Genomic DNA, 16,128 nt, shown 5'->3' with positions numbered 1-16,128 from the left:
CCTTCGGCATTGCCACTTACATTATGATACGACAGATTGGTTCTACAAATGCTAGATCCAATAGTGACATTGTTAACGATATTGAACACTCCACTGTCAACAAATCACTTAGCGCTGACAGTTCAAAACGAAAGAAATATAACTTTCGCTGAGGAAGAAGCCACGTGGTTTTTGAAATTGAAACGTATGACAAACGTATAATATTTGTCGCATCTTAAGTAAATCGACCTAAATCAAATTCATGGGTAACAAATTTTATCAATCATTGATATAACATTGGGAGCAGATTATAAGGTGGAATAGAATGTTTTTAAATATTGTATTCCACAAAACCTGTTTTCACTAAACCGAACAGCTATTTGGGGAAACCCAGATGGCTATTTTTTTGGTTTTTTTTTGATTTTGTGGGATTTCTATAAACAACCCCGCAAAAAGATTAAAGTCTTAACAATGGTTTAATAAAAAGTAAATTTTATGTTTGGCACTAATGATAACGACTATTCATCCAGCTATTCGCTGGAACTACAGGACAAACTACTATTGGCCGTTGTATCGATAAGAACAAAAACGGCGAAAATAATTCGGCAGGATTTATTCAGCACCTTACTTGCTAGCGCAAGAAAGGAAATAGGCGAAAAAGTACTTGATCTGGAAAAGCAAGCTACTGGATATCCCCACTCGCGCCCAGTTATTGACCTTGTGCTGCGCAAGCTCCAGGAATTTGCAACTGGCGAAGAGGAAGAACTTACTCCCGATGTAATGAAGATCACCTATCACCTGGAACTGGTTTCCAGATTGGAGCGTTTCAACTGGGAGAACCATCAGTTAGGCTTATTTCCTCCCCTGGACGAACTGCTGGTCTACCTGAATTTCAATAGCAAGTCCTACACTACCTTGTTGCAACAATGGCTAAAGAAAAGGGTACTACGGGCGGAGAGCCTTAACTTAAAGCTCCACGAACTGAACCTGATCTATACCAATTTTTTGCAGCTGCACCGCAAGCCAGATGTCCAGTTCAACGACGAAGATCCGGACGTTACAACAATAATGGTGCAATGGTTTGAACACGAAAGGCAGTTCATAGAAAATGAGATCAAAATTTTTCAGCTGGAGCACGAGCATAGCGTTCCTGGTACGGGGAAAATCAAATGGAAGCTATCCAGCGACCAACTTGCGATCTTCGTTCGGGCCTGTTTTGACTGTGGTATTATAGAAGCCAAATCAATGAGTGCGGTCTATCAATTCATCATTCCCCACATCAGTACAAAGCATCGTGACGACCTCTCCCCGTCAGCTGTCCGCACCAGTGCCTATAATCCAGAACAGGTAGATAAGGATGGCCTAAAAAGCAAATTGCAAAGTATGATGAAATGGATAGATGGCTATTAAAATAAATGGGCTGCTACAACAGCAGCCCTTCATCGGCGAATGAGTAATACCCATCTGCCGCAATTATTAAATGATCCAGTATTTCAATCTGCATCAATTTGCCAGCTTCAGCTACATTCTTCGTATATCTTCGATCTGCTTCGCTAGGAGTTATATTTCCAGTTGGATGATTATGCGCCAGGACAATTCTATTAGCCCCCATCACAAGGGCTGTACTGAAGATTATACGCGTATCCATGTTTACGTGATCAATCCCGCCAGTTGCCAACTCCACTATCGCCAATACCCTCAGCTGGTTGTTAAGAAGCAAAGCCTTACTCTGTTCCTGATATTCTAATTTACCAGGATTCCAGTATTTCATAAAAATCCCATATGAGTCTGCGGAACCTGAAATTTTAGGCAGTAATTTTCTGTCAACCTTAGTTTTATAAACTACTTCAACTTCCGATACCTGCCAGTCTCCCAAATTTTTCAATGATTTCATAATGCCATTATTTAATTGTTAATAATGGCACCCTGATCCGGGCAGGCGCAAGCAAGCGCAAGAAGCAACGCAATAAAAGCGCAAGCGATTATGGCGGAATTTCTTGCGGCGCTCCGCGGCGCCTTGCCCGAACTTTGCCTTTTATTGACAATAAAAACCACATTTTAATTGGCTGATCATCAATCACTAACAACTACCTACAACTCGGAACAGCTAAATTGTGATTTATCCGCTTTTGTTAACCCCCGTACTTTGTCTCAGCAATTCGTTGCAGACTAGATGTTTAACTAAATCAGAAAGATATGTTGAGTAACATTAGCTGGATGCAATTTTTTACAGGTATGGGATCACTGCTAGTTATCTATTACCTCTATGTAGCGGTGCGCTACTATCCCGACAAATTGAAAGGCTTGTTTGCCGGAAGAAAAAGGACTGAAATAAACCCTTCGTTCTTGCAGCACGACGGAAGTGAACCCACAGACGACACACAAAGCTCCGAAGAGGAATACGATGAGTTTAAGGAGATCGAAAACCTGGTAAGCACCTTACAGGATGTTATCCGAGAAGGTTCCGAAAATATAAATGAAGTTGGCGACTTCAAGAAAGAGATCGCAGTTGTGCTCCGAAGAGCCTACGATCTTAAGGAGTCGCCCTACCGACCATCTATCAATGAACTGATCAAATCAGAATGCTCAAAGTACCGAACATTTACGCTAAGTGAAAAGGAAGTAGATGCATTGTGGGACGAAACAGTGTAAATGTTCATAGCGGAATGGAATTCCCCGACCAAACCAGTGTGATGGAAATGTGATGTGGGGTTTTGAGCCGGCGAACCATTCCGCTTTTTAAGAGATAGCACCAGTAATTCAATTTAAAATTTTACTCCAAAAATATAAGGGATTTGGCGATTCCATCTTCGGAATTCGCCCCCTAGACCACCAATCAATGAACTGATAAAATGCAATGTGCAAATCAGCATTGCCGAAGATCAGTGTAAATGTTCAAAGCGGAGCGCTTCCCCAACCAGACCAGTGTAATGGAAGATGTGATGTGGGGTTTAGTGTCGGCTGAAGCACTCCGCTTTTTTAATTAATCACCAAAAATCAATTAGGTATGAAAACGTGCAGAGGAAACAGTGGGGACCATCTAAAAAAAATGATTGCGCTAACAGCTTTGTTAGCAATGCTCACACAAAATTTACTGGCCCAGGATGGGCTTGCCGGGATTAACCAGGCAAATCAGGAAGTAAGAAGCTATTTCAGTGCGGGAACCAATTTGATGTACGCCGTTGGCGCATTGCTTGGACTGATCGGGGCTATCAAGGTGTACCAGAAATGGAATGCGGGAGATCCCGATACTGGAAAGGTAGCTGCAGCCTGGTTCGGAAGCTGTGTGTTTCTGGTCGTAGTAACTACGGTAATTCAGGCATTCTTTGGTGTGTAACCGTAAACTGACGCTCAATGGAAACAACATTGAAAGAAAGATTGTGGGAGTATATCGCACTTCACAATCCGGAGCTAAAGTTTGAATTACAGGAAGAATACCGTGTAAGTGCATATCTGGAAGAGAAGATCGCCGAAGTGATGCCCGAAGCGAACTACCTGTCGTCAAACGGGATGGACGTGGTGACGGTAGCCGAAATATGTATGGAAAGGCTGACCGAAGAATTAAAGCCTTCCAAATTTCTGTATGTGAAAAGGATCCTAGAGGACGAGTTTCCAATAGCGTATGATGCCTTACAGCAGAGTTACCTGCTTAATTACGAAGTGCTCAATATTCTGGAAAGTTGTAGAGAAATATTTGAAAGGTTCGGATTTAATGAAAATACCGGAATTCAAAGAACGCTCCGCTACGCCATTATGAATGAGATCAACCACTATCTAAGTTAAGCTTGGGGATAAGGGTATTGCGCAGGTGCACGAAAGTACACCTATTAAATAAAATAATACGATGGAAAAGGCCACTTATCAAATAAATAAAGGGATCAATAAAAGTATTGAATTCAAAGGTCTGAAGGCACAGTATATCTGGTATGTAGGCGCTGGTATGGTAGGTGTGCTCATACTGTTTGCCCTGCTTTATTTCATTGGCATCCCGTCCCTGATCTGCGTTCTAATTGCGGCTGTTCTGGGAGGTGGAGTTGTTGCCAAAGTTTACGCAATGAGCAACAAATATGGTGAACATGGGCTGATGAAGGCTCTCGCAAGGAAGAAGGTTCCAAGTGTGATCAAGATACGGAACAGGAATATTTTTTTAACCACAAACCATAGAAAAAATGGCAATGCATGAATATGAAAGAGAAATGCGCAGCAAACTCTTGTCAAAAAGTGAGTTGAATCAAAACGAGCGTGCGCTGCTGGATAGGCTGAACGGAAAACAGCCAACGTTGGACATCTGCGGACAGATTTATTTCGTGAACTGGCATCTACGGACTTTGGAACGAAAGGATGATTTTTCAACCCTTGGTATTTCTTTCGATGACCTTGAGCCTTATTATGATGACGATTTTACCCGTTGTGATATTCCCTATAATAAGAAGACACATCAATTAGTTGAGGATTTTGATCCAGATTTAACTGAGCTTCCAGCGGATACAATAATCGTTTCATTTCCAACACCTAATGAGATGGATGTTGTTGGAAGCGTGCGTGCGGGAGAGGGCTATTTGGAAGATCGCCTAGAGGAAACTCCGCAAAGATCACACTTTGAGGCCAAGGAACTTACCGGAAAAAAAAGTTGGCTAGTCAACAACATCAACTCTAATCGGAAGGAACGAGGGCTACCACCTTTAAGAAGGAGTGGACGTTCACGAGGCAAAGGAATTTAAAAAAGACATAAAACAGCTCACCTCCCAGATTTAAGTACCATGTAAAATAATAACATAGACCTAAGTCCAAACAACAAAATGAGAGAATAGATCAATCTAACCGGGCATACGCCCCCTAAAGGAAATGTGAAGATGGAAAAAGTGTTGAAGGAAGTGTTTCCAATAATGGATGTGGAACACAATTGCATATTGAGCAATAAAGGTGACGTAACGGTAGCTTTCCGTGCGGAACTACCGGAAATATTCACCTTGTCGAACGAGGAATACGAGACGTTCCACCACACCTGGGTAAAGGCTATAAAGGTGTTGCCCAAACACAGTGTGATGTGTAAACAGGACTGGTTTGTTCAAACCAAGTACAATGCAGATTTTAAAAAGGAAGACACCAGTTTCCTTAGCCGCAGCAGTGAGCGGTTTTTTAACGAGCGCCCTTTCCTCGACCATAGCTGCTACATCATGCTGACCAAAATGCCCAATGGCAGAAAACCTGCTACCTCATTATTCTCCAATCTGACCAGAAGGAACATTGTTCCCGAGGAAACGATCAGTAAGACATTGTTACAGGAATTCCTCGATTGTGTTGGTCAGTTCAAGCGCGTCCTTGAAGACAGTGGGTTTATCAAGCTTTTTAGACTAGAAGCCGAACAATTGATGAGCCAGCCCACACAGGTGGGGCTTATTGAAAAATATCTCTGTCTAAACGAGCGAAAAAACGACCTGGTTTACGGCGACATCTGTTTTGGTGAAGGATTGCAAGTCGGGGATAAACATTGCCTGTTGTATACATTGGGAGCTGCCGAAGACCTACCGGGGCAATGTGCGAGTAAGATCACCTACGATAAATATTCTACTGACCGTACCAAATTTTCTGTAGGTTTTGCAAGTCCTTTGGGGCAACTGCTTTCCTGCAATCACCTCTACAGTCAGTACGTATTCGTGGACGACGCCCATAAGACGCTCAAACAACTGGAAAGCAAAAGGCTACGATTGCAATCACTTTCGGCTTACAGTCGTGAAAACACCATTTCACGCGATGCCACAAATGATTTCCTTAACGAAGCGATCAGTCAGCAGCGCCTTCCTGTAAAGGCACACTATAATGTGCTGGCCTGGACGGAAGAAAAGCAGGAACTGAAGGAACTCCGCAATATGGTTTCCTCGGCCCTGGCCCAAATGGATGCTTCAGCGAAATTGGAAACTGTTGGCGCACCACAGATATTTTGGGCGGGAATTCCTGGAAATGCTGCCGATTTTCCGATGAACGACACTTTCGATTCGTTTGCCGAACAGGCAACGTGCTTTCTGAACCTGGAAACAGGCTACCGAACTTCAATCAGTCCAGTGGGTATCCGTTTGGGAGATAGGCTTACAGGAAAACCGGTCCACGTTGACATTTCCGATGAACCGATGGAAAAAGGCATTTGTACAAATCGCAATAAATTTCTAATTGGCCCCTCAGGTTCCGGGAAATCTTTCCTGACAAACCACATCGTCCGGAGCTACTATGAACAGGGAACGCACATCGTACTGGTGGACGTTGGACACTCCTATAAAGGATTGTGTGATATGTTGCAGGGCTATTATTTTACGTACAGTGAAGAGAACCCGATCCGTTTCAATCCGTTCTTTATTGGCGAAGGTGATACTTTGGATACCGAGAAAAAGGAAAGTATCAAAACACTTTTGCTTGCCCTTTGGAAAAAGGATGATGAGGAATTTAAGCGTTCGGAATACGTAGCGCTTTCAAATGCCATCAGCGGTTATTTCGATGAACTGGAAAAGAACAGCAGCCTGTTTCCCTGCTTTGATACCTTCTATGAGTTTTTGAAGGAAAAATATGTACCAATCCTGGAAGCGGAAAAGGTAAAAGACCGAGATTTTGATGTCAATAATTTTCTTTATGTCCTACGGCCGTATTACAAAGGTGGCGAATTCGATTACCTGCTCAATGCAACGGAAAATCTGAACCTGTTACAAGAGCGGTTCATTGTGTTCGAGCTTGACAACATTAAAGACCATAAGATCCTGTTTCCAGTGGTTACCATCATTATAATGGAGGTTTTCATTAGCAAGATGCGAAAGCTGAAGGGCCAACGAAAAATGATCTTGATTGAAGAGGCCTGGAAGGCATTGATGACCGAAGGCTTTGCCGAGTACATCAAATATCTTTTCAAAACTGTCCGCAAATTTTTTGGCGAAGCCATTGTGGTAACCCAGGAAATCGAGGACATTATCAGCTCGCCAGTAGTCAAACAAGCGATAGTCAACAACTCGGATTGTAAAATCTTGCTGGACCAGAGCAAGTACCAGAACAAATTTGACCAGATACAGGAGCTATTGGGACTGACCGAAAAGGAAAAAGCACTGGTACTGTCAGTTAACAAAGCAAATGATCCTTCCAAAAAATACAAAGAGGTATTCATATCCTTGGGTGGTGTGCTTTCCAAAGTTTACAGAACTGAAGTATCTGTGGAGGAATACCTGGCCTATACCACAGAGCAGACCGAAAAAGTAAAACTCAGCCAGTACACCGAGAAATTCGGTGGAGATATCCGCAAAGGCATTATGGCGATGGCCGATGCGATCAGGAATAAATAGTAATCCACAAAATCAAATACAATGAAGCAGCTAAGAAAAATAGCGATGGCACTCGCCTTTGTGGCAGTGATCATCTTGCCGACGCAACAAGCCCACGCTGGGATCATCGGATTGATCAAAGCGGTATTGACCAAGGCTATAAAAGCAGCGGATCTTCAAGTTCAGCGGAAACAGAACAGGGTGCTTGATCTACAGAACGCACAAAAGAAGCTGGAGAACAGTATGGCTAAACAGAAGCTGAACGAAATTTCCGATTGGGCGCAAAAACAAAAGCAGCAGTACCAACAGTATTTCGACGAACTGAAAAAGGTAAAGGATGCCATTCGTGATTACCAACGTGTAAAGGACATTATTGCGATGCAATTGCGGATCACAAATGAGTATGGCAAAGTTTGGGAGTTGATCAAAAAAGACAAACATTTCACCGCAAAGGAATTGCAATATATGGAGCAGGTCTATTCCGGAATGTTGCAACAGACGCTTCAAAATGTTAAACACCTCCGCAATATTACCACTTCCTACTCCACACAAATGAGTGATGGAAAACGCCTCGAGCTTACCAATGCCATTGGCGAAGAGGTACAGCGCAACTATGACGATCTGCGCCGCTTTAATGCCAGCAACATACAATTGAGCTTGTCAAGGGCTAAGAGCCGACAGGATTCAGACCAGATCAGGGCACTTTACGGAATTGGACAAAATCGATAGCTATGAAAACGATCATCTTAACAGCCATTGCCTTACTGATAACCGGTATTTCAATGGCACAAAAGGGCAAGGAACTTAAAATCCAACTGGAACAGTTGGCAAAGTACCAGATACAATCGAACGCAGTAAAAGAGAAAAACCGGATTGACGAGCAGGGACTGAACAACATCAGCAGGTATAAAAATGGAACCTCAGTGCTCTACAGCGAGTATTTCAAATCCCTTTTTACAGTAAATGGAACTGTCAAACACAGTGACAAGGCCGTGTATATACGCGACGTGATCAATGAGATCAAAAGGTTTTTCCCTTTCTCAATTAGCAAAGCGTCCAGTAGCGGATTATATGAGCGTGGAGAGGTAGCATATTTCCAGAAGGTCTACGATAATGTGCTGCAAGACTGTAATGACATTATTAGAAACCTGAACGCGGTTACACAAAACAACCAGCTCGAAATGACCGATGACCAGCGCCTAGAGCGGATTGACCTCCTGCACGACCGGATGGTCAGTGCCTATATGTTCTCACGCAAATTCTGTGATCACATCGAAAACGTCAAACGTGCCCGGGAAAAGGAAAAACAGGATGTCCAAAAGATGGAACAGCTCTACGGGATTAGTAACCATAAAAAAGATAAGCAATGAAAAATATCGCATTCACGGTAGTGGTCTGGTCGATGCTATCGATTAGCCAAAGCAACTGTGCACTGGCACAGACGCAGGAAGCCAAACAGCTTGCCCTTAACATCGCAAAGTTGAAACAGATGAAAAGCATACTCACCCAATTTAAAGATGCTTATCAGATACTGAACAACGGTTATAATGAGATCAGGGATATTTCCAAAGGCGACTACAATCAACATAAGGAATATCTCGATGGACTGCTGAACGTAAGCCCTACCGTTCGCAATTACAGCCGCGTACCGGCGATCATTAAGTATCAATATCAACTGGTATCGGAAAACCGTAACGCCTACGCCCGTTTTTCTTCCAGTAAGATATTCCGTCCGGAAGAGCTGGCCTATATGAGCAAGGTGTACAACCAGCTGCTTAACCAGAGCCTGAACAATCTAAAGGAACTGACGACCATCCTTACCAACGGCAAGACCAGGATGTCAGATGATGAACGCTTGCAGGCTATCGACAGGATCTATCTGGATATGGAAGAGAAACTGAATTTCCTACGATCCTTCAACAATTCTACGGGCGCACTGGCACTACAGCGCCAGAAGGCAAGCAATGATGCAAAAACAGTGGAAACCCTTTATGGAATTAAATTTTAAGCATATGAAAAAGCTATTGAAAATTACTGTGGTCCTTGTGCTGGCGACCATCCCTGTCTTGGCCTTTGGGCAATCGTCGGACAGTGGGGTAAGAAGCTTCCATACCGTATTGGAACAGATCTATGAGGATATGATGCCACTTTGCAGCGACCTGATCGGTGTGTCACGGGCCATTGCGGGATTTGCGGCAACCTGGTATATCGCCTATAGGGTGTGGAGACACATCGCAAATGCGGAACCCATCGACTTCTTTCCCTTGTTCCGGCCCTTTGTACTGGGATTTTGTATCATGATATTTCCGTCGGTGCTGGCAATGATCAACGCGGTAATGAAGCCAACAGTGACCGGAACTGCTGCAATGGTAGACAATTCGAACAGCGCAGTGGCAGTGCTGCTAAAAAAGCGTGACGAAGCCTTTCAAAGGAGTGATGCCTGGCAAATGTATGTAGGTGTTAACGGTATGGGCGATCAGGACAAATGGTACCGCTATACCCACGACGGAGCGGACCCTGCAGAACAGAGCGTATTGGAAAGTTTGGGAAATGGATTTTTGTTCAATGGACAGAAAATAATGTTCGCCTTCAAATATTACATCAGGCAATTATTCAGTGAAATACTCCAGATCATTTTTGAAGGTGCGGCGCTTTGTATAAATACCTTAAGGACCTTTCAACTGATCGTCCTTTCGATACTCGGACCACTGATCTTCGGACTTGCTGTTTTTGACGGTTTTCAGCACACATTGACCGCTTGGCTGGCACGGTACATCAATATTTTCCTTTGGCTTCCGGTGGCGAATATTTTTGGGGCGATCATCGGAAAGATCCAACAGGAAATGATCAAGTTGGATATCCACCAGATGAATACTACCGGCGACACTTCATTCTTTAATGAAACGGACACCGCCTATATGATCTTTATGATTATTGGCATCATCGGATATTTTACCGTACCAAGCGTGGCCAGCTATATCGTTCAGGCAGGTGGCGGTGGTGCGCTGCAGACCAAGGCAACCGGAGCGTTCAACACAGTTTCGACCAGTCCAATCAAATTGATCAAAAACAATATGTAGTATGTTTAAGAAAGCAAAAAATATCGACCAGGCATTTAGGCAGGTGCGGAACTTCTGCTGCCTGATGCTGATCTGCTGCCTGATTATTACGTGCATAGCCATATTCAAAAGCTACAGCACTGTTTCTTCAATGCAGCAAAAGGTGTATATCCTGGCCAATGGAAAAGTTTTGGATGCGTACGCGTCAGATCGGAAGGACAACGTTCCCGTGGAGGCTCGCGACCATATCCGCACCTTCCATCAGTTTTTCTTTACGCTTGATCCGGACGACAATGCCATACAGCAGACCATTACAAAGGCGCTGTATCTGGCCGATGGATCTGCCAAAAGGCTGTATGACGACCTACGTGAAACGGGGTATTATTCCAATCTCATTTCGGGAAATATCAATCAGACCATTTCCATTGACAGCGTGCAGGTAAGTACAAGCGATTATCCGTTCAGGTTCCGTTGCTATGCAACACAGGAAATCATCAGGCCAACGACCATTACCACGCGTAGCCTGATTACCGAAGGTGCTCTGCGTAACGTATCGCGAAGTGACAACAACCCGCACGGGTTTTTGATCGAGCGCTGGAGCACGATCGAAAACCGGGATATCAAGACAGAGAATAGAAGATAAAAAGATGAAGTATGGAAAAGCAAAGTAATAAATCAGCTGGGCAAAAGGAAAAACTTGCGGTTAAGGTTTTCCGCAAAGTGGGCTCATTAATGGGCAAGGCGCAATCGGTCTGGGCTGAATGGATGAACCAAAGAACAGCAGGCCTGTCCAGAAGAACCCTATATATCTCATTGATCCTTTTTGTGGCGATCAGTATTGCCTACAATTCGACGGTACTGGTGGGTGGAAATTCTGCGTCGATGGGCTTTGGAAGCATTGAGGTTCCCAGTAAGGCCCCGCAGCCGCAAATAATTGATAAGGCCTTTCAAGCGGAAATCAAAAGGGTGAAACGCTTCACCAAATTTATGGATAGCCTACAAGGTTCCCCCTCGGGGAAGAAAACCTATGACAGTATTATGAAAGCTCGTCCAGGACTGCTGGATAGTGCAAAAGCAATGGAAAATTGGATCAATAACTTTTAAAGAGCGGATATGAAAACAGACGCAAAACTGGCACGGGAAAGAAAGTTCTATACCGTGCTTCCGATTATCGCCCTGCCTTTTCTCACGTTGTTGTTCTGGCTGCTTGGTGGCGGAAGCGGAGTCAATGGACAGGAAATTTCGGAAAAGGGAATCAAATCGCTGAATACGGAACTGCCTGTCGCAGGAACTGAGAATGGCCCGAAGGATAAATTGGCCTACTACGAGCTTGCCGAAAAGGATAGCGCCAAATTGTTGGAACAGATGCGGAACGATACGAATTATCGTCCGGGAGCAAATGGTTACTATGGTTCTTCCGGAATGCCCATAAACAATTATGGCGATCCGACTACACAGCAGATCTATCAGAATTTAAGCAACCTGGAAAGACAGATGCAGACTGGTTACGCCCAAGCTCCCCCAAGATGGCAGGATTATAACTATGAAAGTCCGAAATCCTACAGTGGCAGATCATCAAGCTCAACAGGTTATGGGAATATAGGTATGGACCAACCTGAGCACGATCCGGAGCTCGACCAGTTGAATGCGATGTTGGACAAAGTGATGGAAATCCAAAATCCCGAGCTTGCCAACGAAAGATTGAAAGAAACGACGGAGAAAAGACGCGGACAGGTGTATGCCGTCACTACCCCAAAAAAAAGTCAGGAAATCACCTTGTTGGACGGAGATAACAAGGAACAGGTTGGTAACGGATTTTATGCCCTGGCCGAAAAAAATCCTGCTAATGCACCTCAGAACGCTATTCGAGCAGTGGTTCACGAAGATCAGATTATCGTAAATGGTTCTACCATAAAAATGAGACTGGTCGATGAAATAGCGGTCAATGGCGTAAATATCCCAAAAGACAACTTCATTTTTGGTACTGCCCAACTGAGTGGCGAACGCCTCGTGATCAAGATCGAAAGCATCCGTTTTGGCAGATCGCTATTCCCGGTTGATCTGGCCGTGTTCGACCTGGATGGTTTGGATGGAGTTTATATACCTGGGTCGATCACACGCGATGCCGTAAAGCAATCGGCAGACCGACCGCTACAATCCATCAGCCTGAGTTCGCTTGACCAGTCCTGGGGCGTACAGGCGGCTGGTGCCGGTGTTGAAATGGTCAAGGGAATGTTCTCCAAAAAAGCCAGGCTGGTAAGGGTAAAAGTTAAGGCAGGATACCAAATCCTTTTAAGGGACGAAAAGCAAAAGCAAAGTTCCGGCAGATAAGTAATCGTTAAATCAGAATAGTATGAAAAAGTTAAGTGCAGTAACGAAGGGATTGTTCCTGTTCCTGGTGTCATTTGGCTCCGTTGCGCAGGAAAATATCCAAAGAAAGCTTTTGGAACAGTCTTCCTATAAGCTGGAAATAAGCAACACCAAGACCAGCAATATCATATTTCCATATGCAATTGTCAGTGTTGACCGTGGGAGTGCCGAAATTCTTGCCCAGAAAGCGACCGGGGTAGAAAATATTCTACAGGTTAAGGCTGCAAAGACGGGGTTTACGCCTTCCAATCTGAGTGTAGTAACAGCGGACGGGAAACTGACCACATTTGTTGTGAGCTACGTTGAAAATCCCTCTTCGATCAACCTTTCTATTGATGGCAACGCTAAGTCCAGGGAAGACAATATTTTTCTCCCGAAGGAGAACATTAACGAGGCGGAGGTTCGAAAATATGCGGAATATGTTTTCCAGAACAAGGAATATACGGCCAGTTATGGGAAAAACAACAATGGCATAGGCCTTAACCTGAAAGGGCTGTTCATAAAGGATGGTATCCTTTATTTCCAGTTCAAGGTTAGCAATTGGTCAAATATTTCCTATGATATCGACCAGTTCCGCTTCTTCATCCGCGATCAGCGCCGGACAAACCGTACCGCATCCCAGGAAATCGAGGTGTTGCCAATATACGTAAACAAGGAACCGAACCGTGTGGTTGGCAGATCCTATGACATTTACGTATTTGCATTGCCAAAATTCACCATACCGGACCAAAAGTATTTTGCCGTGCAGATGATGGAAAAAGATGGTGGGAGACATTTAGACCTAAAGATCGGCAATAGCAAGATTTTAAGGGCACGTCCGCTGCGATAAACACAAGGACATGTTGGTACGAGAGCAGGATTTTTCAGAATTCCAAATATTTCTGGAAAATCAAAGATGGAATAATGGCTATGAATATGTAGCCTATTTAGACGACGGCTTTGTGGAAGACAGGTATGAAATTGCTTGCTTCGCTACCCATCAAGAAGCATTAGCATACTGCCAAGACGAATCTACAGATTTAGATCGGTACGAAGTATTGAGCATTCGTTCAGCCTACCGGGTTATGTCAGAAGGGCCAAAAATCTGTCGGAATGGCGCTATTGACGTAAAAGCCATGGTAGATGCCCATTACGAAAAATTGCAAAATGAATTAATAACAGAAAAAAAGAAAGGAGTAAAAATGGAAACACAGGTTTTTAATGAGGACAATTATAGTTTTCTCAACAGCCAGCTCGAAAATATGGGCTTCACAGATTATCCCCAGAATGAGCTTATCAAGAAAATGAAATCAAACCGCACGGAATTTTCTATCAGCCAAAGCTTTGATTTCAGTACGCACCTGGGGCCCAACACGGGCAAGGCAAGCGCCACACTGCAATTCAGTAAATCCGAAGAAACAGGAATGTACTTTTTTAATCGTTACGATATGGCAGTGGTGAGAAGTAACGAACAGGATTTGACCACGCAGACTTTTTATACGAACAACCGAATCACGGTAAAGGAGGCATATAACCTTATGAACGGGCGATCGGTATTCAAAAAAATAAAAAATAAGGATGGTGAAGAAAGAGAAGTGTGGTTGCAGCTGGATTTCAGAAACACCGATAAAAACGGGAACTTCCTGTTAGCCAGATACGGTAAGGAATATTTTGATCTTTCTAGCCAGTTGGACAAGTATGCTTTTAAAGGACTGGAATATGCACAGAGCAAAGCTGAATTCTCCAATAAGCTGAAAAAGGGAAACCGCCAAAAAGCGACATTGGTTTTCCCCAATGGCAAGGAAAAAAACTGCTTTGTCCAGGCAAATCCGTCCGCACGTAGTTTGGTTTTCTTTGATGAAAATCAAACACGTTTGAGACCGGAAAAAATTCCAATGGCACCGCAAAGACCGGAAACGGTTGCCGAAGAGAGTCAGCAAGGTCAAACTATGCAGCAAGCTCCTGGAGTTACCCCGGAAACTCCGGCACATGTCGGCCCGAAAATCGCTGAAGCAGCTACCGTGCAACAACCGGAAAGTGGACAGTTAGACAAGGGGGGCCAGTCAGAAGATCTGCAAAAGACCGAAGGTTTGGTTGATGGTATGGATAAACACGACAAACCATCATTTGAAAGGCCAGAAGAAGGAAAATCTGAATCCGCAGGACAGGCCGAAGAAAAAAAAGAAGACATTAATATCTTCACTAAACGACTTTCGGAAGAAGCTGAGAAGTCCGGTCAGCAAAAACAGAAAGCGGAAAAGACCGAAGATCAGGAGGCGGGCACCAAAAAGCAGCGCCCAGGTCGTCGAAGATCAATGTCCGCATAATGTACATTAATTAATATCGGATGCGATTTAAACCGCATCCGATTTCTACTAACTGCCATTATTAATTGAAAAAACCATTGAGTTATGGAAAACAGGCTTGAGGCAGAATTATTGCGTTTGCAGGAAGCTGACGAACGTTTTAAAAAGACATTTTCTTTTGATATGTCATCTAATAAGGCTTTGTCCATAGAGAGATTGCGCGATTATGACAGGCTTATCGCCAAGTACGGCAATACACGTGATCCCAGGGAACGTTTGACGATCAGGGTACTGAAATTTGAACGGAGACGGATGGAGAAACAGGTATATCCGAATAGGCTGTTCAGATGGTTTCGAAAGATATTTATCATTCCGGTAAGGAGGTACAATCTTGAACGACAAGAGCGAAAGCTGGAGCAAGCAAATAAACTTTCGGTTTCCGAGCAACTAAATAGGATCGGCCTCGGGGAACATTATCGCAGAGTGGAAAGGGAAATGAAAAATGGCGAAGTTCAGTTTACTGTTCCGGTTTCCCGTCACGTAAAAGAAAATGAGTGGATCAACCACAATCTCTCATATGAGCGAAATTCTTTTGGAGAATACAATCTGGTTTCTAATAGAGTACAGATCGTAGACGAAACAGAACCGAAGAAAGCAAGGCAACAGATCTTTAAGCCAGGGGACGGAACCTTTGTTGACGAACAGGAAAGTTATAACCTGCTAAATGGCCGGGCAATCCAGAGAGATGGTAAATGGCTGAAACTTGATCTTAACGATAGGGACACGGAAGGAAACTACCGTGTAAAGGAGATCACTAGCTCATTTGATGTGGATCGGTGTCTAAAAGATCTGGGAGCGAAGGAATGGAACAGTACCGTGCAACGGGAAAAGCTTGCAGCAGACATAAGAAAGGGCAACCGTTCGCAGGTTACTATTGGCCGGAAGCAATATTTTGTTGAGGCCAATCCGCAGTTCAAAAAAATAGATATCTACGATCCGAATCTGCAAAAGATATCGGTCGCCGAAGTCCATGGCAAAAAAACCGTAAAGGAGAGCCTGGCACAGAACGGCAGCAAAGTTAAAGTTGCTAAATCTAGCGCAATGCGGATGGCATAAAATTAATAGTTATGGAAAGTT

General features: G+C 43.9%; 18 protein-coding genes. 17 read left to right on the top strand and 1 reads right to left on the bottom strand.

The window, feature by feature from the left end:
• Window positions 1–474 precede the first annotated feature (474 nt).
• Window positions 475–1,389 (top strand): hypothetical protein, encoded by a 915-nt coding sequence (locus tag ACY2A0_RS08840; protein ID WP_461791358.1) that lies wholly within the window; start codon window positions 475–477, stop codon window positions 1,387–1,389.
• Between the two features lie 13 nt (window positions 1,390–1,402).
• On the opposite strand, the gene ACY2A0_RS08835 is transcribed toward ACY2A0_RS08840, so the two are convergent.
• Complete coding sequence (locus tag ACY2A0_RS08835; RefSeq protein ID WP_461791357.1) at window positions 1,403–1,873, bottom strand: JAB domain-containing protein; 471 nt, start codon at window positions 1,871–1,873, stop codon at window positions 1,403–1,405.
• 302 nt (window positions 1,874–2,175) lie between these two features.
• On the opposite strand from ACY2A0_RS08835, the gene ACY2A0_RS08830 reads away from it, so the two are divergent.
• From ACY2A0_RS08830 to ACY2A0_RS08755, 16 genes are all read left to right on the top strand, one after another.
• A complete protein-coding gene (locus ACY2A0_RS08830) occupies window positions 2,176–2,631 on the top strand; it encodes a hypothetical protein (protein WP_461791356.1) in 456 nt (151 codons plus the stop codon).
• 397 nt (window positions 2,632–3,028) lie between these two features.
• Window positions 3,029–3,316: a DUF4134 domain-containing protein gene (locus ACY2A0_RS08825; protein WP_461791355.1), complete on the top strand. Its 288-nt coding sequence runs from the start codon at window positions 3,029–3,031 to the stop codon at window positions 3,314–3,316.
• Between the two features lie 17 nt (window positions 3,317–3,333).
• Window positions 3,334–3,762, top strand: a complete 429-nt coding sequence (locus ACY2A0_RS08820; protein WP_461791354.1) for a hypothetical protein — start codon at window positions 3,334–3,336, stop codon at window positions 3,760–3,762.
• A gap of 61 nt (window positions 3,763–3,823) precedes the next feature.
• Entirely contained in the window at window positions 3,824–4,162 is a 339-nt protein-coding gene (locus ACY2A0_RS08815) for a DUF4133 domain-containing protein (RefSeq protein WP_461791353.1), read from the top strand.
• Complete coding sequence (locus ACY2A0_RS08810) at window positions 4,149–4,700, top strand: hypothetical protein (protein WP_461791352.1); 552 nt, start codon at window positions 4,149–4,151, stop codon at window positions 4,698–4,700. Before ACY2A0_RS08815 ends, ACY2A0_RS08810 begins: the two co-directional genes overlap by 14 nt.
• Window positions 4,701–4,832: 132 nt before the next feature.
• Complete coding sequence (locus tag ACY2A0_RS08805; RefSeq protein ID WP_461791351.1) at window positions 4,833–7,298, top strand: TraG family conjugative transposon ATPase; 2,466 nt, start codon at window positions 4,833–4,835, stop codon at window positions 7,296–7,298.
• Window positions 7,299–7,319: 21 nt separating this feature from the next.
• Window positions 7,320–8,006, top strand: a complete 687-nt coding sequence (locus tag ACY2A0_RS08800) for a conjugal transfer protein TraI (protein WP_461791350.1) — start codon at window positions 7,320–7,322, stop codon at window positions 8,004–8,006.
• A gap of 2 nt (window positions 8,007–8,008) precedes the next feature.
• Window positions 8,009–8,647, top strand: a complete 639-nt coding sequence (locus tag ACY2A0_RS08795) for a hypothetical protein (protein WP_461791349.1) — start codon at window positions 8,009–8,011, stop codon at window positions 8,645–8,647.
• Window positions 8,644–9,285, top strand: coding sequence for a TerB family tellurite resistance protein (locus tag ACY2A0_RS08790; RefSeq protein WP_461791348.1), 642 nt, complete (start codon window positions 8,644–8,646; stop codon window positions 9,283–9,285). The genes ACY2A0_RS08795 and ACY2A0_RS08790 overlap by 4 nt, the downstream gene beginning before the upstream one ends.
• A 4-nt stretch (window positions 9,286–9,289) precedes the next feature.
• Window positions 9,290–10,357, top strand: a complete 1,068-nt coding sequence (gene traJ / locus ACY2A0_RS08785) for a conjugative transposon protein TraJ (RefSeq protein WP_461791347.1) — start codon at window positions 9,290–9,292, stop codon at window positions 10,355–10,357.
• 1 nt (window position 10,358) lies between these two features.
• Window positions 10,359–10,979, top strand: a complete 621-nt coding sequence (gene traK / locus ACY2A0_RS08780) for a conjugative transposon protein TraK (RefSeq protein WP_461791346.1) — start codon at window positions 10,359–10,361, stop codon at window positions 10,977–10,979.
• Between the two features lie 11 nt (window positions 10,980–10,990).
• Complete coding sequence (locus tag ACY2A0_RS08775; RefSeq protein WP_461791345.1) at window positions 10,991–11,440, top strand: hypothetical protein; 450 nt, start codon at window positions 10,991–10,993, stop codon at window positions 11,438–11,440.
• A 9-nt stretch (window positions 11,441–11,449) separates the two neighbouring features.
• On the top strand, window positions 11,450–12,667 hold the full coding sequence (gene traM / locus ACY2A0_RS08770; RefSeq protein ID WP_461791344.1) for a conjugative transposon protein TraM: 1,218 nt from the start codon (window positions 11,450–11,452) through the stop codon (window positions 12,665–12,667).
• Between the two features lie 22 nt (window positions 12,668–12,689).
• Complete coding sequence (traN, locus tag ACY2A0_RS08765) at window positions 12,690–13,535, top strand: conjugative transposon protein TraN (RefSeq protein ID WP_461791343.1); 846 nt, start codon at window positions 12,690–12,692, stop codon at window positions 13,533–13,535.
• 10 nt (window positions 13,536–13,545) lie between these two features.
• Window positions 13,546–15,012 (top strand): hypothetical protein, encoded by a 1,467-nt coding sequence (locus ACY2A0_RS08760; protein WP_461791342.1) that lies wholly within the window; start codon window positions 13,546–13,548, stop codon window positions 15,010–15,012.
• A gap of 84 nt (window positions 15,013–15,096) precedes the next feature.
• Window positions 15,097–16,107, top strand: a complete 1,011-nt coding sequence (locus tag ACY2A0_RS08755; RefSeq protein ID WP_461791341.1) for a hypothetical protein — start codon at window positions 15,097–15,099, stop codon at window positions 16,105–16,107.
• Window positions 16,108–16,128: the final 21 nt, after the last annotated feature.

The organism is Pedobacter sp. (assembly GCF_965249885.1).
In the GTDB taxonomy this organism is placed as follows: domain Bacteria; phylum Bacteroidota; class Bacteroidia; order Sphingobacteriales; family Sphingobacteriaceae; genus Pedobacter.
Note: the sequence above shows the minus strand (reverse complement) of the source record. Positions and strands in the feature narration are given on the sequence as shown.